We start from the raw sequence: 23,511 nt of genomic DNA on the forward strand, positions 1-23,511 counted from the left end.
CTGTGTAAGCGGCCGAAACGAAAGCGGCAAGCGCTGGAAAAGGGAAGCCGTCAAATAGGCGAATGCGCCGCAGACAGCCGTAGCCGTTCGCGGTGCACGCGCGTGGGTCGCGCCGCACTGCGGCATTATGTTTGGTGAGCGGCGTCCGGGCCGCGAACTCGAAAACCTCTCCCGCTCGCGGTAGAGGTCGCGCCGAAGGCGCGGGTGAGGGTTCTATCCTCGAGGGGATTGTCCCATTGCGGGGACGCCCTCTCCCCGACCCTCCCCCGCAGGTGGGGGAGGGAGCGCACCGACGTTATGCCGGCACTGAAGCCTACGCGTGAAATCCTAGCGCTTGCGTTCGGGGCCGCAGACGGTGCCCTTCTCGACCATCGCGTCGATCTCGGCCTGGGAGTAGCCGAACTCGCCCAGCACCTCGGCCGCGTGCTGGCTGAACTTCGGCGGCACGCGCCGCAGGCTCGGCTTGCTGCGATCGAGCCGGATCGGCGAGGCAACGCCCTTGTACCAGTCCTTCTCGATGATATCGCCGCGCGCGATGGTGTGCGGGTTGGTCAGGGCCTGGTCGATCTTCTGCACCGGGCCGGCAGGCAGGCCCGCCGCGAGCAGGCGATTGCACAGCGGCTCGGCCTCGTGCTGGCTGAACACGGCGGCAAGCTCCGCGCGCAGCGCCTCGCGGTTGGCGATGCGGTCCTTGTTGCGGGCAAAGCGCGGATCGGTGCCGAGCTCGGGCTTGCCGATCTCCTTGGCGAGCTTGCGGAAGGTGCCGTCGTTGCCGACGCCGATGAAGATGTTGTCGGTCTTGGTCGGGAAGATCGCGTAAGGCACGAGGTTCGGATGCTCGTTGCCGGTGAGCGAAGGCGGCTTGCCATGCATGAAGTAGTTCGCGGTGTGCGGATGCATGATGGCAAGGCCCGTCTCGTACAGCGTCGTCTCCAGGAACTGGCCTTTGCCGGAGCGCTGCCGCTCCGACAGCGCCATGAGGATGCCGATCGCCGCGTAAAGTCCGGTGGTGATGTCGACCAGCGGCACGCCGATCCGCATCGGGCCGCTCTCGGGCGAGCCGGTCGCCGCGATCATGCCGGTCATGGCCTGGATGATGGCGTCGTAGCCGGGATTGCCGCCGCGCGGGCCGTCGGCGCCGAAGCCGCAGATCCGGCAATGCACGAGGCGCGGGAATTTCTTGCTGAGCACATCGTTGCCGATGCCCCATTTCTCCAGCGTACCCGGCTTGAAATTCTCGATCAGGACGTCGGCCGTCTCGAGCATCTTGAGCAGCACGATTCGGCCGCCTTCGGAGGCGAGGTCGAGGCCGATCGAGCGCTTGTTGCGGTTGATGCCGACGAAATAGGCCGCGTCCTCCTCATGGAAGGGAGGGCCCCATTCGCGCACCTCGTCGCCTGCGGGCGGCTCGACCTTGATCACGTCGGCGCCGTGGTCGGCAAGGATCTGGGTGCAATAGGGACCGCCGAGCACGCGCGTGAGATCGATGACGCGCAGTCCGCTCATTGCGCCCAATGCTGCTTCAGTCATGCCGTCGCTTCCCTGTGTCGATATTTGAGCACAGGCCTAGCGAGGTTTTTTTGAGCCAGCAATGGGCTGCCGCGTAGGGCCGCATGCACGGCCGTCGCGCAATCCCGCAATGTGGGAAATCAACTAAAGCGGCCGGCCCGAGGGGGATCCCGGGCCAGCCAATTCACCGTCGGATCAGACGACCGTCAGGCGAACGTCGACATTGCCGCGCGTGGCATTGGAGTACGGGCAGACCTGGTGCGCCTTGGCGACCAGCGCCTCGGCTTCCGCACGGGCGAGGCCCGGCAGCGAGACGGCGAGGTCGATGTCGAGGCCGAAGCCGCCCTCGGAGCGCGGGCCGATGCCGACGGTCGAGGTGACGGAGACGTCGGCGGGAACCTTGGGGCCGCCCTGCGAGGACACGAACTTCATCGCGCCGATGAAGCAGGCGGCATAGCCGGCCGCGAACAGCTGCTCGGGATTGTTGCCGGCACCGCCGCCGCCGCCGAGCTCCTTCGGCGTGGTCAGCTTGACGTCGAGCGCGCCGTCGAGGGTCGCAGCATGGCCGTCGCGGCCGCCGGTGGCTTTTGCGCTGGTCTTGTAGAGCACGTTCACGGACATTGTCGTCTCCTCGGGTCCTTGCGGGTTGGGGTGCGATCTTTATGGCAGGCAATTAGATTGTGCGCAATCTAATTCGGCATGCCTCACATTTAATTGTTCGCAATTGAATGTGCCGCCGGTCGGCCCCAGAATGGGAGAAACCCGTGAGATTCTCTATGGCCCGGAAATCACCGACCTTCGATCCGCAAAAGCTCGACAACCAGATCTGCTTCGCGGTCTATTCCGCCGCGCACGCCTTCAACCGCGTCTACAAGCCGCTGCTCGACCGGCTCGGCCTGACCTATCCGCAATATCTGGTCATGCTGGTGCTGTGGGAGCGCGACGACGTGCCGGTCAAGGATATCGGCGAAAAACTGTTCCTGGATTCGGGCACGCTGACCCCGCTGCTCAAGCGCCTCGAGGCCGCCCATCTCGTCAGGCGCACCCGCTCGCGCGAGGACGAGCGCCAGGTCCTGATCTCGCTGACGCCGCAGGGCCACGCCCTGAAGGAAAAGGCGCGCGCCGTGCCGCAGTCGATCCTGGCGGCGTCGGACTGCTCGGTGTCGGAGCTGGTGACGATGAAGGACGAGATCGTCGCGCTCAGGGACCGGCTGAATGCGGTGATCGGGGAGTAGGGCGCGATTTAGTTTCAAAGCCCGCCTTCGCCCTGCGGGCTTCGGCGAGGCAGCCTTCGCTCACTTCGCTACGAGGGACTTCCCTAGGCTTGCCCAGCCGAAGCTCGCGAAGCGAGCGAAGGCTGGTGGAGCCAGGCGGGATCGAACCGCCGACCTCTTGCATGCCATGCAAGCGCTCTCCCAGCTGAGCTATGGCCCCTAAGTCCAGATGGAAGGATCCTGGGGGATCCATCCCGGCCGGCGAGCGCTCTAAGCGACTCGCGCGGTGCACCCTTTTTCACAGATCAGGGCTGATCTCAAGTCTCTTCATCACCTCCGACATCACCAATGATGTCGGTCACGTCCTCATCGCCCTCTTCTTCGTCGGCAATGAAGGTCGAATCGTCGTCATCGTCGTCGTCGATGGTCTCGTCGACCTCGATATCGTCCTCGGATTCGGGCACGGCAGCCTTGACCTTGCCGGTGTTCTCCTCGGCGTCGGCCTCCTCGAGCGAGACCTCCTCGACCTCCGCCGGCTCCGGCGTGGTGTCGGCGGCGGCTGCGTGGCGGGCCTCGGCGCCGCGAGGCACGCGGGCCGGCGCCACGGGCGCGATCGGCACCACTTCGCCGGTATAGGGCGAGATCACCGGATTCTTGTTGAGGTCGTAGAATTTCTTGCCCGTGGTCGGGCAAATACGTTTGGTTCCGAGTTCGGACTTGGCCACGGCAGGAATCCTGGGAATGTCTGAAAAGCGGTGCTTCACTTGGCTAGTTGGCGGCCCGCTGTCAATAGCGCATTACGGGAGAACGACATGCCCGTGACGGGACGCAGACCATGTGGTACCTGCGCGCCAGCCCGATGGATGCGTCCAGGGGCCTATCCAAGGACACAATCTTGACCCATTCCGACCAACCGAGGCCGCTCCAGTCTCGCGCCAGTGGTCCCCTGACCGGGAAAGTACGGGTGCCCGGGGACAAGTCGATCTCCCACCGCGCCCTCATCCTGGGCGCGCTCGCGGTCGGCGAGACCCGGATTTCGGGCCTTCTGGAGGGCGAGGACGTCCTCAACACCGCCAAGTCGATGCAGGCGCTGGGCGCCAGGGTCGAACGCACCGGCGATTTCGCCTGGAAGGTCAACGGCGTGGGGGTCGGTGGCTTTGCCCAGCCCAAGGTGGCGCTGGATTTCGGCAACTCCGGCACCGGCTGCCGGCTGGTCATGGGCGCGGTCGCCGGCTGCCCGATCTCGGCGGTGTTCGACGGCGATGCCTCGCTGCGCAGCCGCCCCATGCGCCGGATCCTCGATCCCCTGGAAAAGATGGGCGCGAAAGTCACCTCCGGGAGCGAGGGCGGCCGCCTGCCGCTGACGCTCCAGGGCGCGCGCGATCCGCTGCCGATCACCTACAAGACCCCGGTCGCCTCGGCCCAGATCAAATCGGCGGTGCTGCTGGCGGGCCTCGCCGCGCCGGGCACCACCACGGTCATCGAGAACGAGGCCAGCCGCGACCACACCGAGCTGATGCTCAAGCACTTCGGCGCCGACATCACCTCGGTGCAGGAAGGCCAGCACGGCCGCCGCATCACGCTGGTCGGCCAGGCTGAGCTGCATGGCGCCAATGTCGTCGTGCCCGCCGATCCCTCGTCGGCCGCATTCCCAATTGTCGCTGCGCTGATCGTCGAGGGCTCGGATGTCGTTCTGTCCGACGTCATGACCAATCCGCTGCGCACCGGCCTGTTCACCACGCTGCGCGAAATGGGCGCCTCCATCGAGGAAAGCGACGTGCGCGGCGATGCCGGCGAGCCGATGGCGCAGCTGCGCGTGCGGGCCTCGAAGCTGCGCGGCGTCGAGGTGCCGCCGGAGCGCGCGCCCTCGATGATCGACGAATATCTGGTGCTGGCGGTAGCGGCCTCGTTCGCCGAGGGCACGACCATCATGCGCGGCCTGCAGGAGCTGCGCGTCAAGGAATCCGATCGCCTGGAGGCCACCGCCGCGATGCTGCGCGTCAACGGCGTCAAGGTCGAGATCTCCGGCGACGATCTGATCGTCGAGGGCCGCGGCCATGTCCCCGGCGGCGGCACTGTCGCCACCCACATGGATCATCGCATCGCGATGTCGGCGCTGGTGATGGGCTGCGCCTCCGACCAGCCGGTGACCGTCGACGACACCGCCTTCATCGCCACCAGTTTCCCGGATTTCATTCCGATGATGCGTTCGCTAGGGGCCGAGTTTTCATGATTATCGCGATCGACGGGCCCGCGGCCTCGGGCAAGGGCACGCTCGGCAAGCGTCTCGCCCACCATTACGGCTATCGTCATCTTGATACCGGCGTGATCTACCGCGCGGTGGCCTATGCCCTCACGCAGTCCGGTCATGATCTCCGGGACGAGGCGGCCGCGGTGCAGGCCGCCCTGGAGCTCGATCCCGAAAAGTTCGGCAATCCCGCCCTGAAGACCCAGGAGGCCGGCGAGGGCGCCTCGATCGTCTCGGCGATCCCGAGGGTCCGCGAGGTCCTGGTCAATTTCCAGCGGCAATTCGCCGCCGATCCGCCCGGGGCCGTGCTGGACGGCCGGGATATTGGAACCGTGATCTGCCCCCATGCCGATGTGAAGATTTTCGTTGTCGCCGACCCCAAGGTCCGCGCCCGCCGGCGCACCATGGAGGCGAGGGCCAGGGGCGAGGAGGCCGACGAAGCGGCCGTGCTCGCCGACATCATCCGACGCGACGAACGCGACAAGAACCGGCCGATTGCGCCTTTAAAACCGGCCTCGGATGCTTACTTGCTAGATAACTCCCAACTGGATATAGAAGGCGGCGTCCGGGCCGCCATCGACATTATCGAGGCCGTCCGAGCGGGCCGGTCGCGGGGTTAAGCCGCCGCCGTCATTGGAGGAAGTGCCCGCTCCCGCTCTTTGAGGTCGATACATCAGGTCCTTCGTTTCGGGACCGGTGCGATCCAGGCTCCGGACAACAGATTTCCACGTATCGAACGCGCGGGCCCTGCCGGCCCGCTTCCGCTGTTTCGCCTTCAGGGGCGGAGCAACGAGCGGTCGCTCGAAGGTCTTGCGGACCTTCCGACACTGCGTGTGCGATGCGCCCATGAACCCAACGGCCGGCAAGACATCCGCAACTGGAGAACAAATGGCTTCGACTTCTGCTGATACCTATAGCCCGTCGCGTGACGATTTCGCCGCGATGCTCGACGAGTCCTTCGCAGGTGGCAACCTGCAGGAGAGCTCGGTCGTCAAGGGCAAGGTGGTTGCAATTGAAAAAGACATGGCCGTCATCGACGTCGGCCTGAAGACCGAGGGCCGCGTTGCCCTTCGCGAATTTTCCGGCCCCGGCCGTGACTCCGAGCTCAAGGTCGGCGACGAGGTCGAAGTGTTCCTCGATCGCATCGAGAACGCCCTCGGCGAAGCCGTGCTGTCGCGCGACAAGGCGCGCCGCGAAGAGAGCTGGGGCAAGCTCGAGAAGGCCTTCCAGAACAACGAGAAGGTCAACGGCGTCATCTTCAACCAGGTCAAGGGCGGCTTCACCGTCGACCTCGACGGTGCCGTTGCGTTCCTGCCGCGCTCGCAGGTCGACATCCGTCCGATCCGCGACGTCGCGCCGCTGATGAACAACTCGCAGCCGTTCCAGATCCTCAAGATGGACCGCCGCCGCGGCAACATCGTAGTGTCGCGCCGCACGGTTCTCGAAGAGACCCGCGCCGAGCAGCGCCAGGAGCTGGTGCAGAACCTCGAAGAGGGTCAGGTCATCGACGGCGTGGTCAAGAACATCACCGATTACGGTGCGTTCGTTGACCTCGGCGGCATCGACGGCCTGCTGCACGTCACCGATATCGCGTGGCGCCGCGTCAACCACCCGACCGAGGTGCTCTCGATCGGCCAGACCGTGAAGGTCAAGATCATCAAGATCAACCACGAGACGCACCGCATCTCGCTGGGCATGAAGCAGCTGCTGGACGATCCGTGGCAGGGTATCGAAGCCAAGTACCCGCTGGGTGCCCGCTTCACCGGCCGCGTCACCAACATCACCGACTACGGTGCGTTCGTCGAGCTCGAGCCGGGCATCGAAGGCCTGATCCACGTCTCCGAGATGTCGTGGACCAAGAAGAACATGCACCCCGGCAAGATCGTGTCGACCTCGCAGGAAGTCGACGTGCAGGTGCTGGAAGTCGATTCCGTCAAGCGCCGCATCTCGCTCGGCCTCAAGCAGACCATGCGCAACCCGTGGGAGGTCTTCGTCGAAGGTCACCCGACCGGTTCGGTGGTCGAGGGCGAGGTCAAGAACAAGACCGAGTTCGGTCTGTTCCTGGGTCTCGAGGGCGACGTCGACGGCATGGTCCACCTCTCCGACCTCGACTGGAAGCTTCCGGGCGAGCAGGTGATCGACAACTACAAGAAGGGCGACATGGTCAAGGCCGTGGTGCTCGATGTGGACGTCGAGAAGGAGCGTATCTCGCTCGGCATCAAGCAGCTCGAAGGCGACCCCTTCGCCGAGCCGGGCGATGTCAAGAAGGGTGCGGTCGTGACCTGCGAAGTGCTCGAAGTGAAGGAGAGCGGTATCGAGGTGAAGATCGCCGGTACCGACTTCACCACCTTCATCAAGCGCTCCGAGCTCGCGCGTGACCGCAACGACCAGCGCGCCGAACGCTTCGCCGTCGGCGAGAAGGTCGATGCCCGCGTGATCCAGTTCGACAAGAAGGCCCGCAAGGTCCAGGTGTCGATCAAGGCGCTCGAAGTGGCCGAAGAGAAGGAAGCCATCGCACAGTACGGCTCCTCGGATTCGGGTGCGACGCTGGGCGACATCCTCGGCACCGCGCTCAAGAACCGCGACAGCAAGTAAGCGAAACGTTTCGCTGACAGGGAAGCCCCGGCGCAAGCCGGGGCTTTTTTGTTGGGCGGCATACCGCGCTGTCGTCCTCGGGTAAGTGCCCGTAGCCCGGATGGAGCGAAGCGCAATCCGGGAAAGCCCTTCCGCGGCGCGAAGACCCCGGATTACGCTTCGCTCCATCCGGGCTACGGGGCTCCCCCAAGCCTTCATTTCTTCAAATTGCGCCGCAATTGATGTATCCAGCTAAGCCAATGCTCACGTTGTGACGGCACAACGCGCACGGCCTTTCATTTGGAGACATTCCGATGTCGCTCGATTCGGACATCATCGTCGATCGCCGCAGGATTCGCCGCAAGCTGACGTTCTGGCGCGTGGCGGCCGCGCTGATCGCGATCGCGGCGATCGCGAGCTTTGCGCTGATCGCAACGCCCGGTGCGCGCGGCACGTTCGCATCCGCCGGTTCGATCGCGCGGGTCCAGATCGAGGGCCTGATCCGTAGCGATTCCGATCGCACGCAGGCGCTGGAGCGGCTGGAGAATTCGCAGGCCGCCGCCGTCATCGTTCACATCAACTCGCCGGGCGGCACCACCGCGGGCTCCGAGCAGCTCTATGACTCGCTCGTGCGGCTCAAGGCGAAGAAGCCGCTCGTCGTCGTGGTCGAGGGCCTCGCCGCCTCCGGCGGCTACATCACTGCGATCGCGAGCGACCACATCATCGCGCAGCAGAGCTCGCTGGTCGGCTCGATCGGCGTGCTGTTCCAGTATCCCAACGTCACCGAGCTGTTGAAGACCATTGGCGTGAAGGTCGAGGAGGTGAAATCCTCGCCGCTGAAGGCTGCGCCCAATGGTTTCGAGCCGACAAGCCCCGAAGCGCGTGCCGCGCTCGATGCGCTGGTGAAGGATTCCTACGCCTGGTTCAAGGGACTGGTGAAGGAACGGCGTGGCATGGATGACACGCAGCTCGAGAAAGTGGCCGACGGCCGCGTCTTCACCGGCCGGCAGGCGATCGATCTCAAGCTGATCGATCAGATCGGCGACGAGAAGACGGCGGTGACCTGGCTGGTCGAGCAGAAGGGCGTCAAGAAGGGCCTTTCCGTGCGCGACTACAAGCTGCAGCCGCGTTTTGGCGACCTGCCGTTCCTCAAGACTGCCGCTGCCGTGACACTGGAAGCGCTTGGTTTGGGCTCGATTGCGCATCAAATCGGACAAACCGGCGTCGCGCAGGCGGTTGACCGGTTCGGAATGGATGGAATGCTGGCGTTGTGGCAGCCGGCCGCGTCAAACTGAACAGACAGGCGAGTTCCCGAAGGTTTTCTCGCGCTGCGCGTGTCGGGGCAGCCCGCTTTTTCGGCATTTGTCACGCAATTTCACGACGCTCAACCTTGATTTAGCGTCTTGACAGATCACAGTATTTTCACGGAAATGGTCATCCGCACGCTCCCGGGTCCTATCTCTCGATGATCAAATCCGAACTTGTTCAGCGTATCGCCGAGCACAACCCGCATCTGTACCAGCGGGATGTCGAGAACATTGTGAATGCGATTCTCGAAGAGATCGTAGCGGCCCTCGCACGCGGTGACCGCGTCGAGCTGCGCGGTTTCGGTGCCTTCTCGGTCAAGCATCGCCCGGCGCGCGCCGGGCGCAATCCCCGCACCGGCGCCCATGTGCCCGTCGACCAGAAGAGCGTTCCGTTCTTCAAGACCGGCAAGGAAATGCGCGAGCGGCTGAACCGCGACCATCCGGATCCCGGCGCCCCGGACTAAGGCCGGCGCCAGGGGTTTTTGCGGTCGCGAGCGATGCGGCCGCTGGCTTGATTCAAGGCGAGCGAAGCGAGATGCGAAAGTTTCTGACCGCGCTGATCGTGATCCCGCTGGGCCTGATCCTGGTGACCTTTGCCGTGGCCAACCGGCATTTCGTCACGGTCTCCTTCGATCCCTTTGTCTCCAGCGACCCCTCGTTCTCGGTGACGCTGCCGCTGTTCCTGCTCCTGATCCTGACCGCCGCCATCGGGGTTGTCGTGGGCGGCTTGGCCGTCTGGTTCGGCCAGCGGCGCTGGCGGCGCGCCGCGCGCCGGAACGAGGCGGATGCCCGGACTGCGAGGGGCGAACTGGCCGATCTGCGGGCCCAGGTGGCTGCCGCAAGGCCGGAGCCCCAGCGCCTCCCCGTTCCCGCCGGGGCCGGCCTTTACGGGCCCATCGGGCGAGACAAGCAGCGCGCGACGTTGTAGAAGCGGCCCCGACCGAAAAACCCGTTTCCGGGCCGCCGCTTGCGGCCGCCACCCGCTTTGAGACCATGTCCCTGCTCGTCAAAATCTGCGGCCTGTCCACGCGCGAGACGCTCGAAACGGCGCTCGAGGCGGGTGCCGACATGGTGGGGTTCGTGTTCTTTCCGCCCTCGCCGCGGCACCTCACGCTGGAAACGGGCCGGGACCTCGGCCGCCAGGTGAAGCGGCGCGCGCTGACAGTGGCGCTCACGGTCGATGCCGACGACGCCACGCTCGACAACATCATGGACGCGCTGTCGCCGGACATTTTCCAGCTCCATGGCAAGGAGAGCGTCGCCCGCCTGCGCGACATCAAGCAGAAGTTCGGCCGCCCCGTGATGAAGGCGGTGCCGGTCGCAACCGCGGCCGATCTCGCCGTGCTGCCCGGCTATGCCGCGGTCGCCGACCGCATCCTGTTCGATGCGCGTGCGCCGAAGGACGCGACGCGGCCCGGTGGCCTCGGCGAACCCTTCGACTGGCACCTGCTGGAAAATCTCGATCTCAAATTGCCCTACATGGTCTCGGGCGGGCTGGATGCCGGCAACGTCGCCGAAGCCCTCCGCGTCACCCGCGCCGGCGGCGTCGACGTCTCCTCCGGTGTCGAGAGCGCCCCGGGCGTCAAGGACCCCGAGCTGATCAAGGCCTTCATTCGCGCCGCGCGCGCCAGTCAAGAGTTGAGCGTCCGATGAACATCGCCAAACCAAACTCCTACCGCAGCGGTCCCGACGAGCGCGGTCATTTCGGCATCTTCGGTGGCCGCTTCGTCGCCGAAACCCTGATGCCGCTGATCCTCGATCTGGAAAAGGCCTACACCGCGGCCAAGGCCGATCCGGCCTTCCAGGCCGAGATGAACGGCTACCTCAAGAACTATGTCGGCCGGCCCTCGCCGCTGTATTTCGCCGAGCGCCTGACCGAGCATCTCGGCGGCGCCAAGATCTACCTGAAGCGCGAAGAGCTCAATCACACCGGTTCGCACAAGGTGAACAACGTGCTCGGCCAGATCATGCTGGCGCGGCGGATGGGCAAGAAGCGCATCATCGCAGAGACCGGCGCGGGCCAGCACGGTGTTGCCACCGCGACGCTGTGCGCGCGCTTCGGCCTCGAATGCGTGGTCTATATGGGCGCCGTGGACGTCGAGCGGCAGCAGCCCAACGTCATCCGCATGGAGATGCTGGGCGCCACGGTGGTCCCGGTGCAGTCGGGCACGCGCACGCTCAAGGACGCCATGAACGAGGCGCTGCGCGATTGGGTCACCAACGTGCACAACACCTTCTACTGCATCGGCACGGTCGCGGGTCCGCATCCCTATCCGACGCTGGTGCGCGACTTCCAGTCGATCATCGGCAACGAGACCAAGACGCAGATGCAGGAGATCGAAGGCCGCCTGCCGGACTCGCTCGTCGCCTGCATCGGCGGCGGCTCGAATGCGATGGGGCTGTTCCATCCGTTCCTCGATGATTCCTCCGTCGAGATTTTCGGCGTCGAAGCCGCGGGCCACGGGCTCACGCAGCTGCATGCGGCCTCGATCGCGGGCGGCCGCCCCGGCGTTCTCCACGGCAACCGCACCTATCTCTTGATGGATGCCGACGGCCAGATCCAGGACGCGCATTCGATCTCGGCCGGCCTCGACTATCCCGGCATCGGCCCCGAGCATTCCTGGCTGCACGAGGTCGGCCGCGTGAACTATCTGTCCGCGACCGACGACGAGGCGCTTGCCGCGTTCCAGCTGCTGTCGAAGCTCGAAGGCATCATCCCCGCGCTCGAGCCCGCGCACGCCATCGCCAAGGTGATGGAGCTCGCACCGAAGCGGCCGAAGGACCACCTGATGGTCGTCAATCTCTCCGGCCGCGGCGACAAGGACGTCCCGCAGGTCGGCGACATCCTGAGGGGCAAGAAGTGACCACGCGTATCGACACCCGTTTCGCCGAGCTGAAGAAAGAGGGCCGCGCGGCCTTCGTCACCTATGTGATGGCCGGCGATCCCGATCCCAAGACGTCGCTCGAGATCGTCAAGGCGCTCTCGACATCAGGCGCCGACGTCATCGAGCTCGGCATTCCCTTCACCGATCCGATGGCGGATGGTCCGTCGATCCAGGCCGCAGGTCTGCGCGCGCTCAAGGTCGGCATGACCTTGAAGAAGACGCTCGATCTCGTGCGCGACTTCCGCAAGGCCGACAACGTCACGCCGCTGGTGCTGATGGGCTATTACAATCCGATCTACATTTACGGCGTCGACAAATTCCTGGCTGATGCCAAGAGCGCCGGCGTCGACGGCCTGATCATCGTCGATCTGCCGCCGGAAGAAGACGACGAGCTCTGCATTCCCGCGCTGAAGGCGGGCCTGAACTTCATTCGCCTGGCGACCCCGACCACCGACGACAAGCGGCTGCCGGCGGTGCTCGCGAACACGTCGGGCTTCGTCTATTACGTCTCCATCGCCGGCATCACCGGTGCGGCGGCGGCGGACGCGAATGTCGTCGGCGACGCCGTCGCGCGCATCAAGCGGCATACCAAGCTGCCGATCTGCGTTGGTTTCGGCATCCGCACGCCGGAGGCGGCCCGCGCCATCGCCGAGAAGGCCGATGGTTCGGTGGTCGGCACCGCGCTGGTCGATGCGCTCAAGAACAGCCTCGACGCCGAGGGCCGCGCGACCGCCAAAACCGTCAACGCCGTGGCCGAGCTGACGGCGGCCCTGGCCCGGGGCGTCAAGGGCGCGCAGCAGGCGGCGGAATAGGCCGCAAGACGACGGCTTGCCGGGGCTAGGTCCGGCGGCCATATATCCCTTCAGGCGAGCCCCAGCGGGTTCGCACATCGGAGCAAACCATGAACTGGCTTACCAATGTGGTCCGGCCGAAGATCCGCAACATGCTGCGGCGGGAGACGCCGGAGAATCTGTGGATCAAGTGCCCGGATTCCGGACAGCTCGTGTTCTACAAGGACGTCGAGGCCAACCAGTTCGTCATTCCCGGCTCGAACTACCACATGCGCATGGGCGCGGTGGCGCGTCTGAAGTCGATCTTCGACAACGAGACCTGGTTCGACGTTGCGCTGCCCGAGGTTACGCCTGATCCGCTCAAGTTCCGCGACGAGAAGAAATACGTCGATCGCGTCAAGGATGCGCGCGCGCGCACCAACCTGAATGACGCGATCAAGGTCGGCTACGGCAAGCTCGAAGGCGCCGCCGTCGTCGTCGCCGTGCAGGATTTCGACTTCATGGGCGGCTCGCTCGGCATGGCCGCGGGCGAGGCCATCGTGCGCGGGCTTGAGCTCGCGGTCGAGAAGAAGTCGCCGTTCATCGTGTTCGCCGCGTCCGGCGGCGCGCGCATGCAGGAAGGCATCCTGTCGCTGATGCAGATGCCGCGCACCACCGTCGCGGTGCAGATGCTGCGCGAGGCAAAGCTGCCCTACATCGTCGTGCTGACCAATCCGACCACCGGCGGCGTCACCGCGTCCTACGCGATGCTCGGCGACGTGCAGATCGCCGAGCCCGGCGCACTGATCGGCTTTGCCGGCGCGCGCGTGATCGAGCAGACCATCCGCGAGAAGCTGCCGGAAGGCTTCCAGCGCGCCGAGTACCTGAAAGAGCATGGCATGGTTGACATGGTCGTGCATCGCCACGAGCTGCGTCCGACGCTGGCGCGGCTCTGCCGTCTGCTGACCAAGGCGCCGGCGCTGGAAGGCGCATCGAAGCCGACGCAGCCGGTGACGAGCCCGGCGCAGATCGTATCGGCCGCCGAAACGGCGCCGGCCGCGCCGCACGCGTGAACGCGTCCTCTGACAGCCCGAAGACACCGCTCGGCGAATTGATCGGGCGGCTGTCGGCGCTGCATCAGAAGCGCATCGATCTCGGCCTCGAGCGGATGCACCGCCTGCTCGAGCGGCTCGGTCACCCCGAACGCAAGCTGCCGCCGGTGATCCACATCGCCGGCACCAACGGCAAGGGCTCGACGCTCGCCTATCTGCGCGCGACGCTGGAGGCGGCCGGCCTGCGCGTCCACGCCTACACCTCGCCCTACCTCGTCCGCATCAACGAATGCTTTCGGCTCGGCCGCCTCGGTGGCGGCGTGCTCGTCGATGACGAGGAGCTGCGCGCGGCGCTCGAAGAGGTCGAGCGCGTCAATGCCGGCGAGCCCGCGACCGTGTTCGAGCTGAAGACCGCAGCGGCGTTTCATCTATTCGCGCAGAACCCGGCCGATGTGGTGCTGCTCGAAGTCGGCCTCGGCGGCCGGCTCGATTCGACCAATGTGGTCGAGACGCCGGCGGCCTGCGTGATCACGCCGGTCAGCATGGACCACATGGATTTCCTCGGCGACACGCTGACACTGATCGCCGCCGAGAAAGCCGCGATCATCAAGCGCGGCGTGCCCGTGATTTGCGCCGAGCAGTCGGGCGAGGCGATGGCGGTGATCGAGGCGCAGGCGAAGCGCATGCGGGCGCCGCTGTTTGCGGCGAACGAGAGCTGGCACGTCAATGTCGAGCACGGGCGGCTGGTCTACTCGGACGACCGCGGCCTGATGGACCTTGCAGCGCCGCGCCTGTTCGGCCGCCACCAGTTCGACAATGCCGGCCTTGCGATCGCGACGCTGCGCGCGATTCCGACCTTCAAGGTCAACCACGCCGCGTTCGAAGCCGGCATCGTCGGCGCCGAATGGCCGGCGCGGATGCAGCGCATCACCTCGGGCGAGCTGCTGTCCTGGGGACCGCAGGGCTCTGAGATCTGGCTCGACGGTGGCCACAATGCCGAAGGCGGGCGCGTCGCGGCCGCCGCGCTCGGCGATCTCGAGGAGCGCGTGTCGCGGCCACTGGTGGTGATCGCGGGCATGATGGCCAACAAGGATGCGCAGGCCTTCCTCGCCAATTTCGCCGGCCTCACCCGCCACATCGTCGCGGTGCCGATCCCCGATACCGAGAACGCGATGCCGGTCGACCGCCTGGCGGACGCCGCGCGCAGCCTCGGCATGCGCGTCGAGATCGCGCCCGGCATCGAGGCCGCGCTGCGCGCCTTGTCGAAGCTGGCCTACGAGGTGCCGCCGCGGATCCTGATCACCGGCTCGTTGTACCTCGCCGGCCATGTGCTCGGCCTCAACGGCACGCCTCCTGCATAGAGGTTGCGTAGCCCGGATGGAGCGAAGCGCAATCCGGGATCTCGCCACACGCCCTCAAGGCCCCGGATTACGCTTCGCTCCATCCGGGCTACAGGAATCCCAATGCGTTTTGCCGCGATCGCCGACGTCCACGGAAACTATCTCGCGCTGGAGGCGGTGCTCGCCGACATCCGCGCACAGGGCGTCGCCGACATCGTCAATCTCGGCGACATGCTGAGCGGCCCGCTCGATGCGCGGCGTACCATCGAGATCCTGATGAAGCTCGATGCCGTGCACGTGCTCGGCAATCACGACCGTTATCTGCTCGATCGTCCGCCGGAGAAGATGGGCTCGTGGGATCGCCCCGCGCATGCGCAGCTCGACGCCGCGCAACTCGATTGGCTGCGCGCGCTGCCGATGACGCGCGTGTTTCGCGAGCAGGTTTTCCTGTGCCACGCGACGCCAAATGACGACGAAATCTACTGGCTCGACACCGTGCATCCCGACGGCACCGTGGCGCTATCGCCGCTCGACCGCATCGAGCAGCTCGCGCAAGGCATCACGCAATCGCTGATCCTGTGCGCTCACACCCATCTCGCCCGCGCGGCGCAACTTCGCGACGGCCGCCTGATCGTCAATCCCGGCAGCGTCGGCAGCCCCGGCTATCGCGACGTGCATCCATTTCCGCATGTCGTCGAAGCCGGCACGCCGCACGCGCGCTACGCGATCCTCGAGCTGACCGGCGGCAATTGGCAGGTGACGTTCCGCCACGTCGCGTACGATCATGAAACCATGGCCGCGCTCGCACGCCGCAACAACCAGCCGGAGCTGGCGAGCGCGCTTGCGACGGGCTGGATCTCGTAGCCCGGATGGAGCGCAGCGCAATCCGGGGCCGCCGTCACTGCTGGCACGATTCCCGGATTACGCTTCGCTCCATCCGGGCTACGCTATAACCATATAAAAAGGGAGCGGCGCCATGGACGATGTCTGGCGGCACGAATATGCGATCGAGACGTCGGCAGCCGCCGAGACGATCTGGCGCATCTTTCGCGATGTCTCCGGCTGGAAAACCTGGAACGCGGGCATCGAAGAGATCGCGATCGATGGACCGTTCGCGGCCGGCACCTGGTTCACGATGAAGCCGCCCGGAGAGGAGGCGCTGCGCTCGCAACTGATCGAGGTTCGCGAGAACGCGTGCTTCGTCGACGAAACGCGGGTCGGCGATCTCGTCATCAAGGTCGCCCATCGCATCGAGCCGCTTGGCTCGGCACGCACGCGCATCGTCTACGCCGTCGACGCCAGCGGGCCGCAAGCGGCCGAGATTGGTCCGGCCGTCGCGTCGGATTTTCCAGAGGTCCTCGCAAGCCTCGCCAAGCTCGCGGAAGCCTAGACGTCGCCGGGCACCAGGCAAAACAAAACGGCCGGCTTTCGCCGGCCGTCGTCGAAATCAGAATGCGCCGCGGATCAGACCGCCGACGTGATCCACTGCTGGAGCTTCGCCTTCGGCGCCGCGCCGACCTGGCGAGAGGCCATCTCGCCGCCCTTGAAGATCATCAGGGTCGGGATCGACATCACGCCGTACTTGGACGCGGTCTTCGGGCTCTCGTCGACGTTGAGCTTCACGATCTTGACCTTGTCGCCCATCGCGCCGGCGATCTCGTCGAGCGCGGGTGCGATCATGCGGCAGGGGCCGCACCACTCGGCCCAGAAATCGACGACCACGGGGCCGTTCGCCTTGAGCACTTCGGCTTCGAAATCGGCGTCGGAAACCTTGCTAACGGCCATTGGAGTACCTCACTCGGTTGAAAGAGAATCGGCGCGCTTGGGAATCGCGCCCGGGATCATGGGCTGAACCTATGAACGGCCCCTTGCCGGGTCAAGGACGCTCACACCGAGATGAAGGGATGCCAGCGCCGCGTCCAGCGCGGGGGCCGAAATCTCCATGTATTCAAGGGCCTCGGTCCAGAGCAGGACCGCCCGGATCGGCTTTTGGGGATAAAGCCGCGCCAGCACCGCCCGGTACAGCGCGAGCTGCCGGACATAGGCGGCAGGCGCCTCGGCGGCGCTCTTGGGAGCGGCCTGGTTGGTCTTGAAATCGACGATCAGGACCTCGTCCGGACGCACGACCAGCCGGTCGATCTGCCCCGACACCAGTGCCGGCGTGCCGCCCGGCCGGTCCAGCCGGCCGGCAATGGCGACCTCCGCCCGGCTGCCGGCAGCAAAGACCGGGGCAAACCGCGGCTCGCCGATCAAGGCGAGCACCTTGTCGGCGAGCGCAATGCGGTCGGCCTCCGGCCAGTCCGGGGCGTTGCGCAGCATGAAGCCGAGCGCGGCCTCGCGCCGGCGCTCGGGGCCGAGGTCGGGCAGGGATTGCAGCAGACGGTGCACCAGCGTGCCGCGCTGCAGCGCCAGTGCGCGGGACTGCACCGATTCGCCGGAACGTACGCTGCGGCCATCCTCGGCCGACTGGCCGGACGGGCGGACAAGATCCTCATCGCCGGTCTCGCGGGGCGCGGGCGTCCTCAGCCAGTCCGGCAACGCGATCGTCTGGTCCACGGATTTCGCCGGCGTGCCCAGCGCCGCGACGTCCTCCGGCCGGGCGAATCGGGTGACCTTGCCGAGCGGCGTCTCGATCGTCTGCTTGTCGAGGCCCGAGCCTGAGAGACCGGTGTCGATGAGGTCGTACCAGCTCAGCTTGCGCACCGTCCTCATGTTGCCGGGCATGCAGCCGCCGACGATCAGCCGGTCGGCCGCGCGCGTCATCGCGACATAGAGCAGCCGGCGATACTCGTCCTCGGTCTCCTCGATCATCGCCTTGCGGGCCTCGACGACCGGCTTGGGATCGTCCGCCTTGCGGCCGGCCCAGACCACGACCTCGCCGCCATTGCCGCGCGGCACCTGGATCAGCCGCAGTCGCTGCGAGTCCGCCGGCGAGGACGTGGTGTCGACCATGAACACGACGGAAGCCTCCAGGCCCTTGGCGCCATGCACGGTCATCACCCGCACCTCGTCGCGCGAGATCTCCATGTCGCGCTTCACCTCGGTGTCGGCCGAACGCAGCCAGGCCATGAAGCCCTGCAGCGAGGCCGGCGCCTTGCGCTCGTAGTTCAGCGCCAGCTCGAGAAACTCGTCGAGCGCGTCATTGGCCTCGTGGCCGAGCCGGCGCAGGATGCGGGCACGGCCGCCGTCGCCGCCGAGCAGCCAGGCATAGAAGGCGAACGGCGTCTCCTCGCGCGCACGGATCTCGCAAGCCTCCAGCCGCCGCAACGCCGTCGCGAATTTCTCGTTTCCAACCGCATGCTCGCCGAGCGCACGGCGCAGCGATCCCTTGCGATCCCACGCGAGCTGGAACAGATCGTCGTCGTCGAGCCCGAACAGCGGGCTCTTCAGCGCCACCGCGAGCGCGAGGTCGTCCTGCGGCAGCAGCAGCGCGTCCGCAAGGTTCATCAGGTCGATGATGCCGATGTGCTCGGTCAGCTTCAGCCGGTCGGCGCCGGCGACCGGGATGTTGGCGTGCTTCAGCGCCTGGATCACGGCATCGAACGCGTTGCCGCGGCGCCGCACCAGGATCAGCATATCGCCATAGCGCAGCGGCCGGCGCTCGCCTTCGTGCCCGGTCAGCGTGCCGCTCTCGACCAGCCGCTTGATCTCGGCCTGGATGCGGCGGGCGAGCTTGACCTCGGGGCTGGTGGCGGCAACGCCGTCGAACGGCGCGCGCCAGCCTTCGATCTCCTGCCGGTCGTCGGCTTCCGCGAGATCCCAGAGCTCGACGACGCTGGGGCCGGCGTCGCTCAGCGAGTTATGCAGGGGGTGGCCGATGTCGATCGAATGGATGCTCTTGTAGATCTGGGGCTCACGGAAGACGTGATCGACCGAGTGCAGGATCGCGGCACCCGAGCGGAACGAATAGGTGAAGGCGACCGGATCGAACTTCAGCCCGGCAGATTTGAACCTGCGGTCCAGCTCCCGCTTGCGCGTGTCGAATTCGTGGGGGTCGGCGCCCTGGAACGAGAAGATCGACTGCTTCTCGTCGCCGACGGCGAAGATGGTGCGGTTGAGACCCTCGCGCGCGCCTTCGCCGGCGGTGAATTCGGAGATGATGTGCGCGACGATGTCCCATTGTCGCGGGCTGGTGTCCTGGGCCTCGTCGATCAGCACGTGATCGACGCCGCGGTCGAGCTTGTAATGCACCCAGCCCGAAGAGACGCGATTGAGCATCGCCAGCGTCTTGTCGATGAGGTCGTCGTAGTCGAGCAGCCCGCGCTCCTGCTTCTCGCGGCGATAGTTCGCTGCAGCCGCGGTCGCGATGTGCAGCAGGGCCGCGGTGCGGTCGCGCATGGTCACGGCACGGCGCTTCTCGACCAGTCCGCTGATGCGCTGTGCCTCGTTCTCGAACAGGCGCGCGACGGACGGGTTGTTGTCGCCGAACTTCTTGGTCAGCACCGCCTTGCGCGGCAGCTTCTCGTCGGTGAGGAAGACTCCGAGATAAGCATCGACCTGGGCTGCGCCGGAGAATACCTTCGCTTCGCGAAGCCGGCCCGCCTGGTCGTTGTCGGACTTGCTGCCGTCCTCCAGCGCGAACGCGATGTCGTCCCAGCGCGAGCGCGGCAAGTAAGGGCCGTCGAGGATCTCGGTCTCGACGTCCTCGATGCGATCGCTGGCCTCGACGCCGAGCACGGCCGCCATCTGCGCCGCCGCCGCTTCCGCGTTGCCGGCCTCATCGGTCCAGGCCATGAAATGATCGCGGCTCAGACAAGCCTCGCGCACGACCTCCTTGAAGGTGACGTCGGCGGCGTTCGCCATCGCCGTCAGCAGCGCGCGGCCGGTGACGCTGTCGGGATCGCGCGCGGCCTCCAGCAGTACCTTCAGATTGGCGCGCTCCATCATGTCGGTCTGGTCGCGCTCGTCGATCACCGAGAAGCGCGCGGGGACATTGGCCTCGAACGGAAATTGCTGGAGCAGGCGCGTGCACAGCGCGTGAATGGTCTGCACCTTCAATCCGCCCGGCGTCTCCAGCGCGCAGGCGAACAGTTTTCGCGCGTCGCGGCGCAGTTTTCGATCAGGATGCGGGATGCCGACGGCGCGGATCGCGGCGTCGAGCCCGGTATCGTCCAGTGTCACCCAGTGCCCGAGCGTGGTGAACACGCGCTCGGCCATGTTGGCGGCGGCCGCCTTGGTGAAGGTGATGCAGAGGATCTTTTCCGGCGGCACGCCCGACAGCAACAGGCGGATCACCCGCTGCACCAGCACATGCGTCTTGCCCGATCCGGCATTGGCCGACACGAAGGCCGACGCGGTCGGGTCGGATGCGCGCGCCTGTCGGGCACGCACCTCGTCCGGGATCGGGCGCGGCAGCTTCACCATTCCTCGATCCCCAGGCCGCCGGCCGCAGACCATTCCTTGATCCGGGCGAGGTCGTCATAGGTGCCGTAGCGGTTCGCCCACATCGGCAGGTTCAACGAGGTGTAGGGCTGGTTCTCGTCGTCGAAGGCGCGGATCAGCGCCTCCAGTTTTGCGCGCGCTTCCGCAGCTGCGGTGTCCGGCGGCTGCGGCTCGTCGCCCTGCTTGTATTTCAGTTCGAGAATGCGTTCCTCGCCGGGCGGGTTGTTGCCGCTGAGGCGGACATAGACGAGCTGGCTCACCGACGCGCCGGCGTCGATATCAGGGAAGCCGCCCTCGCGCAGGATTGCCGCTTCCAGCGTCAGCTGCGGTGACAGGCCCATGCGGACCTGCTTGCCGGTCGGCGGCTGGCCGGTCTTGTAGTCGAGAATGGCATAGCTGCCGCCCTGGCGCCGCTCGATGCGGTCGGCACGCGCGGAGAGGCGGAAACTGCGCGCGGCATCGAGCTGGATCGAAATCTCGCCGCGCGTCTCCGCATTGATCGCTCCGATCGCGTCGCGTCGCGCTGTCTCCCATTCGCCGAACCAGCGCGCGATGCGCTGGAAGCGCGGCCACCACAGCGCGCGCGCCTCGGGTCGCTCCATCAGCGGTGCGAAATGCTTCTCGCCGATCGCGCGCAGCACGCGGGCGGGATCGGCGGGCAGGCGCGTTGCATAGGTTTCCGTGAATTCGCCGATCGCTTCGTGAATTGCCGAGCCGCGGTCGGCGGCCGACAGCGGCATGTCGACGGGATCGAGCGCATCGAGCCGCAGGATGTACCTGGCGTAGATCGTGTAGGGATCGCGCAGCCAGTCCTCGATCGCGGTCACCGACATGTTCAGCGGCCGCGTCGCGCGCGGCGGGCGCGGTTCCGGCTGCTTGATCGGCGTGACCTCGGCGGGCTGGTCGAGCGCGCCCGCGAATTGCACGTATTTCTCGCCCGCGCGCACGGCCGCCTTCCAGAGCTCGTCGCCCGCCACCGCCTCCAGCCGATGCAGGAAGCGCGAGGCGACCGCCGGCGCGCCGCCGGCCTTGGCGGAATGGGTGAGGATCACCTCGTCGCCGCCGAGCAGCTGCGCGAAGTCGTGCGCGGAGAGGCCGATGCGGCGCTCCGGCAGGTCGAGCCCCAGCTCGTGCCGCATCGGCCGGCTGAGCCAGGGATCGATGCGCGGGGCCGGCGGCCACACGCCTTCGATCAGGCCGCCGATGATGACGCGGTCGGCCTGCATCAGGCGCGATTCCAGCGGGCCGTAGATCTGCAGGCGCGCGCCCGGCCTGTCGCGTCGCCGCACTGCGCGGTCGCCGAAGGCGGTCTGGAACACATCGGAATAGTCGGGCAGCGGCACCATCAATCCGCTGGTCGTGCCGCCGCGCAGGAGATCGTCGAAGGCGCCGGCCAGCGCAAGGCCTTCGCGCTCCTCGAAGGCGAGCGGGATACCCTGCTCGTCGCGCGACAGCTCAATCATGATCTCGCGATGGCGATGCGCGAGCTCGGCGAAGTCGTATGGCTTTGGCGGCGGCAGGCTCTCGATCGGCGCCAGTGCCTTTTGCAGGGCATCGATCAGGGCCTGGATGCGATCGAGATCCTCGGCCTTCAGACGCGCGCGCGGCTCGGCCCGGTGGAGCGCGGAGACCTCGCTGCGCCACAGCTTTGCGAGTTCGTCGCGAAACCGGTTGAATTCGCGCAACAGGCCGGCGGTGCCCGCAGGCGGGCGTGTGCCGCGCAGGATCGCGAGCTCGAGGGCTTCGATCGCCGATTTCCACGCGCCCGCCGCGCGGCCGAGCCGACACAGCGGATGTTTCAGCATCGCCAGCAGCGTCGGTGGCTCCAGGCCCTTTGTCGCGGCCTCTGCCACAAGGCGCGCAAAGACGCCGGCCGAGGTTTCCATCAGCACGTCGCCGCCGGAATCGTCGAAGTCGAGATCCCATCGTGTCAGCGCCGCCATCACCCGCCGCGCCAGCGCGCGATCCGGCGTCACCAGCGCCGCCGATTTGTCGAGGTGCCGCGCCTCGCGCATCGCAATGGCGATGGCGAGCGCCTCCATCTCGGGGTTGGGGGCTTCGACGACCGCGAGGTTCTTCATGCCGCCCGAAGTCTTCGCGGCGACGTCAGGCTGCTTCAGCCGGTCGTGCCAGACTTCCGTCCTCGCGGAGGGCCGCATCGATTCGGATGCGAGGATATCGCGGCCGCCTTCAGCCGGCGGCTGCAGAATCTCGACGTCGCTGCGCTTGATGCCGAAGCGTTGCAGCAGCGCGTGCATGGCATATTGCGGATGGTTCGAGGCCGGATGCTCTGCGAACTTGCCGAGCGAGTCGCGCACGCCGCCGATGGTCCGCCAGGCATCGTCGTCGAGATCGGTGTCGAGGCCCGGCAGCACCACCGCGCCGTGCGGCAGCGCGGCGACCGCATGAAGGAATTTGGCGGTGGCCGGCATCGAGCCGGTCGATCCCGCCGCGATCACGGGGCCATGGGGATGCGCGGTCAGCCGTTTTGCTTCGGCAGCGATCAGCATATCGCGCCTTGCCGCGGGCTCGATGCGGTTGATCTCGGCGAGATGATGGGGCCAGGCGACCCGCGCGATGCGCAAAAATTCGAGCGAGTGCTGCCAGTAGCGGTCGAGGTTATCAGGCACGAGGCCGTCGAGCGCACTCCAGTCGACGCCGCGCGTGACCATGTCATCGATCAGCCGCGCGAGGTCGCCGGCGAGTGCGAGCGTCGAAGCCGGTCCGCCGACCACCAGCGGCGCCAGCACCGGGCCCTTGGCCCAGGCCGCGACGAGCTGCGCCAGCGTCAGGCGCCGCTCCAGCTCGTCAAGCCGAGGCGGAATGTCGAGCGGGGCGTTGGTCGAGAACTGTTCGCCTTCGTCGGCGAAGGCGAGCTCGTCCTCGTCGATGTCGCCGAGCGCGACAATGCGCGGCAGCACCACCGCATCCGCCTGCATCTCGTCCAGGAAGATCTCGCGGACAACGCGCATCGCGCGCCGTGTCGGCAGGTACAGCGTCGCGTCGGCCAGCCGCGCCGGTTCCTTGCGCGCCTCGAATCCCTCGACGAGCCGGCCGTCAAGCAGGGCGGTGACGACCGTGCGCAGGAACGGAACTGAGATGGGAACGCTGAAGACGCGCATGGACTGCCTGATTCGGGAATCACGGCAATATAGGGAGCCGCGCGCGAATGGTCATGGGGCGGGAGGGAGTCGTCCCCGTTCTCCCGCCGTCATTCCGGGGCGATGCGG

General features: G+C 66.6%; 20 protein-coding genes and 1 tRNA gene. 14 read left to right on the plus strand and 7 right to left on the minus strand.

Annotated elements, in window-relative coordinates:
• Window positions 1-327: 327 nt before the first annotated feature.
• Window positions 328-1,530, minus strand: coding sequence for a CaiB/BaiF CoA transferase family protein (locus JQ617_RS22400; RefSeq protein WP_212028162.1), 1,203 nt, complete (start codon window positions 1,528-1,530; stop codon window positions 328-330).
• 174 nt (window positions 1,531-1,704) lie between these two features.
• On the minus strand, window positions 1,705-2,130 hold the full coding sequence (locus tag JQ617_RS22405) for an organic hydroperoxide resistance protein (protein ID WP_212028163.1): 426 nt from the start codon (window positions 2,128-2,130) through the stop codon (window positions 1,705-1,707).
• Between the two features lie 155 nt (window positions 2,131-2,285).
• Between JQ617_RS22405 and JQ617_RS22410 the strand changes: the two genes are divergently transcribed.
• On the plus strand, window positions 2,286-2,744 hold the full coding sequence (locus JQ617_RS22410) for a MarR family winged helix-turn-helix transcriptional regulator (RefSeq protein WP_212028164.1): 459 nt from the start codon (window positions 2,286-2,288) through the stop codon (window positions 2,742-2,744).
• A 123-nt stretch (window positions 2,745-2,867) separates the two neighbouring features.
• On the opposite strand, the gene JQ617_RS22415 is transcribed toward JQ617_RS22410, so the two are convergent.
• Window positions 2,868-2,943: transfer RNA gene (locus tag JQ617_RS22415), tRNA-Ala, on the minus strand.
• A 97-nt stretch (window positions 2,944-3,040) separates the two neighbouring features.
• Window positions 3,041-3,448 (minus strand): TIGR02300 family protein, encoded by a 408-nt coding sequence (locus JQ617_RS22420; protein WP_063685718.1) that lies wholly within the window; start codon window positions 3,446-3,448, stop codon window positions 3,041-3,043.
• A 134-nt stretch (window positions 3,449-3,582) separates the two neighbouring features.
• Between JQ617_RS22420 and aroA the strand changes: the two genes are divergently transcribed.
• From aroA to JQ617_RS22485, 13 genes are all read left to right on the plus strand, one after another.
• Window positions 3,583-4,956 (plus strand): 3-phosphoshikimate 1-carboxyvinyltransferase, encoded by a 1,374-nt coding sequence (gene aroA, locus JQ617_RS22425; RefSeq protein ID WP_212028306.1) that lies wholly within the window; start codon window positions 3,583-3,585, stop codon window positions 4,954-4,956.
• A complete protein-coding gene (gene cmk / locus JQ617_RS22430; RefSeq protein ID WP_063685720.1) occupies window positions 4,953-5,591 on the plus strand; it encodes a (d)CMP kinase in 639 nt (212 codons plus the stop codon). The genes aroA and cmk overlap by 4 nt, the downstream gene beginning before the upstream one ends.
• 268 nt (window positions 5,592-5,859) lie before the next feature.
• A complete protein-coding gene (gene rpsA / locus JQ617_RS22435) occupies window positions 5,860-7,566 on the plus strand; it encodes a 30S ribosomal protein S1 (protein WP_027561579.1) in 1,707 nt (568 codons plus the stop codon).
• Between the two features lie 293 nt (window positions 7,567-7,859).
• Window positions 7,860-8,840 (plus strand): signal peptide peptidase SppA, encoded by a 981-nt coding sequence (gene sppA / locus JQ617_RS22440; protein WP_212028165.1) that lies wholly within the window; start codon window positions 7,860-7,862, stop codon window positions 8,838-8,840.
• 170 nt (window positions 8,841-9,010) lie between these two features.
• Window positions 9,011-9,316, plus strand: a complete 306-nt coding sequence (locus JQ617_RS22445; protein ID WP_007598410.1) for an integration host factor subunit beta — start codon at window positions 9,011-9,013, stop codon at window positions 9,314-9,316.
• A 71-nt stretch (window positions 9,317-9,387) separates the two neighbouring features.
• On the plus strand, window positions 9,388-9,780 hold the full coding sequence (locus JQ617_RS22450) for a lipopolysaccharide assembly protein LapA domain-containing protein (RefSeq protein ID WP_063685723.1): 393 nt from the start codon (window positions 9,388-9,390) through the stop codon (window positions 9,778-9,780).
• Between the two features lie 65 nt (window positions 9,781-9,845).
• Complete coding sequence (locus tag JQ617_RS22455; protein WP_212028166.1) at window positions 9,846-10,505, plus strand: phosphoribosylanthranilate isomerase; 660 nt, start codon at window positions 9,846-9,848, stop codon at window positions 10,503-10,505.
• Window positions 10,502-11,716, plus strand: a complete 1,215-nt coding sequence (trpB, locus tag JQ617_RS22460; protein WP_212028167.1) for a tryptophan synthase subunit beta — start codon at window positions 10,502-10,504, stop codon at window positions 11,714-11,716. The genes JQ617_RS22455 and trpB overlap by 4 nt, the downstream gene beginning before the upstream one ends.
• Window positions 11,713-12,549 (plus strand): tryptophan synthase subunit alpha, encoded by an 837-nt coding sequence (trpA, locus tag JQ617_RS22465; RefSeq protein WP_212028168.1) that lies wholly within the window; start codon window positions 11,713-11,715, stop codon window positions 12,547-12,549. Before trpB ends, trpA begins: the two co-directional genes overlap by 4 nt.
• An 89-nt stretch (window positions 12,550-12,638) precedes the next feature.
• Window positions 12,639-13,580: an acetyl-CoA carboxylase, carboxyltransferase subunit beta gene (gene accD, locus JQ617_RS22470; protein ID WP_063685730.1), complete on the plus strand. Its 942-nt coding sequence runs from the start codon at window positions 12,639-12,641 to the stop codon at window positions 13,578-13,580.
• Window positions 13,577-14,920, plus strand: coding sequence for a bifunctional folylpolyglutamate synthase/dihydrofolate synthase (locus tag JQ617_RS22475; protein ID WP_212028169.1), 1,344 nt, complete (start codon window positions 13,577-13,579; stop codon window positions 14,918-14,920). The genes accD and JQ617_RS22475 overlap by 4 nt, the downstream gene beginning before the upstream one ends.
• Window positions 14,921-15,022: 102 nt before the next feature.
• Window positions 15,023-15,763, plus strand: coding sequence for a metallophosphoesterase family protein (locus tag JQ617_RS22480; protein WP_212028170.1), 741 nt, complete (start codon window positions 15,023-15,025; stop codon window positions 15,761-15,763).
• A gap of 112 nt (window positions 15,764-15,875) precedes the next feature.
• Window positions 15,876-16,289, plus strand: coding sequence for an SRPBCC family protein (locus JQ617_RS22485; protein WP_212028171.1), 414 nt, complete (start codon window positions 15,876-15,878; stop codon window positions 16,287-16,289).
• Window positions 16,290-16,363: 74 nt separating this feature from the next.
• Here JQ617_RS22485 and trxA read toward each other — a convergent pair whose 3' ends face one another.
• The 3 genes from trxA to addB all read right to left on the minus strand — a co-directional run bounded on the left by trxA (window position 16,364) and on the right by addB (window position 23,403).
• Window positions 16,364-16,684: a thioredoxin gene (gene trxA / locus JQ617_RS22490; protein ID WP_008540017.1), complete on the minus strand. Its 321-nt coding sequence runs from the start codon at window positions 16,682-16,684 to the stop codon at window positions 16,364-16,366.
• A 69-nt stretch (window positions 16,685-16,753) separates the two neighbouring features.
• Window positions 16,754-20,263 (minus strand): double-strand break repair helicase AddA, encoded by a 3,510-nt coding sequence (gene addA, locus JQ617_RS22495; RefSeq protein WP_212028172.1) that lies wholly within the window; start codon window positions 20,261-20,263, stop codon window positions 16,754-16,756.
• Window positions 20,257-23,403, minus strand: a complete 3,147-nt coding sequence (addB, locus tag JQ617_RS22500) for a double-strand break repair protein AddB (RefSeq protein WP_212028173.1) — start codon at window positions 23,401-23,403, stop codon at window positions 20,257-20,259. The genes addA and addB overlap by 7 nt, the downstream gene beginning before the upstream one ends.
• Between the last annotated feature and the right edge of the window lie 108 nt (window positions 23,404-23,511).

This window comes from Bradyrhizobium sp. KB893862 SZCCT0404 (assembly GCF_018130885.1).
Taxonomy (GTDB): domain Bacteria; phylum Pseudomonadota; class Alphaproteobacteria; order Rhizobiales; family Xanthobacteraceae; genus Bradyrhizobium; species Bradyrhizobium stylosanthis.

Excerpts from the sequence above, each read along its gene's own strand:
- JQ617_RS22480 (WP_212028170.1), top strand. The coding sequence starts at position 15,023 with ATGCGTTTTGCCGCGATCGCCGACGTCCACGGAAACTATCTCGCGCTG.
- addB (WP_212028173.1), bottom strand. The coding sequence starts at position 23,403 with ATGCGCGTCTTCAGCGTTCCCATCTCAGTTCCGTTCCTGCGCACGGTC.
- trpB (WP_212028167.1), top strand. The coding sequence starts at position 10,502 with ATGAACATCGCCAAACCAAACTCCTACCGCAGCGGTCCCGACGAGCGC.
- trxA (WP_008540017.1), bottom strand. The coding sequence starts at position 16,684 with ATGGCCGTTAGCAAGGTTTCCGACGCCGATTTCGAAGCCGAAGTGCTC.
- JQ617_RS22410 (WP_212028164.1), top strand. The coding sequence starts at position 2,286 with ATGGCCCGGAAATCACCGACCTTCGATCCGCAAAAGCTCGACAACCAG.
- JQ617_RS22485 (WP_212028171.1), top strand. The coding sequence starts at position 15,876 with ATGGACGATGTCTGGCGGCACGAATATGCGATCGAGACGTCGGCAGCC.
- cmk (WP_063685720.1), top strand. The coding sequence starts at position 4,953 with ATGATTATCGCGATCGACGGGCCCGCGGCCTCGGGCAAGGGCACGCTC.
- JQ617_RS22405 (WP_212028163.1), bottom strand. The coding sequence starts at position 2,130 with ATGTCCGTGAACGTGCTCTACAAGACCAGCGCAAAAGCCACCGGCGGC.
- JQ617_RS22455 (WP_212028166.1), top strand. The coding sequence starts at position 9,846 with ATGTCCCTGCTCGTCAAAATCTGCGGCCTGTCCACGCGCGAGACGCTC.
- JQ617_RS22450 (WP_063685723.1), top strand. The coding sequence starts at position 9,388 with ATGCGAAAGTTTCTGACCGCGCTGATCGTGATCCCGCTGGGCCTGATC.
- aroA (WP_212028306.1), top strand. The coding sequence starts at position 3,583 with ATGGATGCGTCCAGGGGCCTATCCAAGGACACAATCTTGACCCATTCC.
- JQ617_RS22400 (WP_212028162.1), bottom strand. The coding sequence starts at position 1,530 with ATGACTGAAGCAGCATTGGGCGCAATGAGCGGACTGCGCGTCATCGAT.
- accD (WP_063685730.1), top strand. The coding sequence starts at position 12,639 with ATGAACTGGCTTACCAATGTGGTCCGGCCGAAGATCCGCAACATGCTG.
- rpsA (WP_027561579.1), top strand. The coding sequence starts at position 5,860 with ATGGCTTCGACTTCTGCTGATACCTATAGCCCGTCGCGTGACGATTTC.
- addA (WP_212028172.1), bottom strand. The coding sequence starts at position 20,263 with ATGGTGAAGCTGCCGCGCCCGATCCCGGACGAGGTGCGTGCCCGACAG.
- sppA (WP_212028165.1), top strand. The coding sequence starts at position 7,860 with ATGTCGCTCGATTCGGACATCATCGTCGATCGCCGCAGGATTCGCCGC.
- JQ617_RS22445 (WP_007598410.1), top strand. The coding sequence starts at position 9,011 with ATGATCAAATCCGAACTTGTTCAGCGTATCGCCGAGCACAACCCGCAT.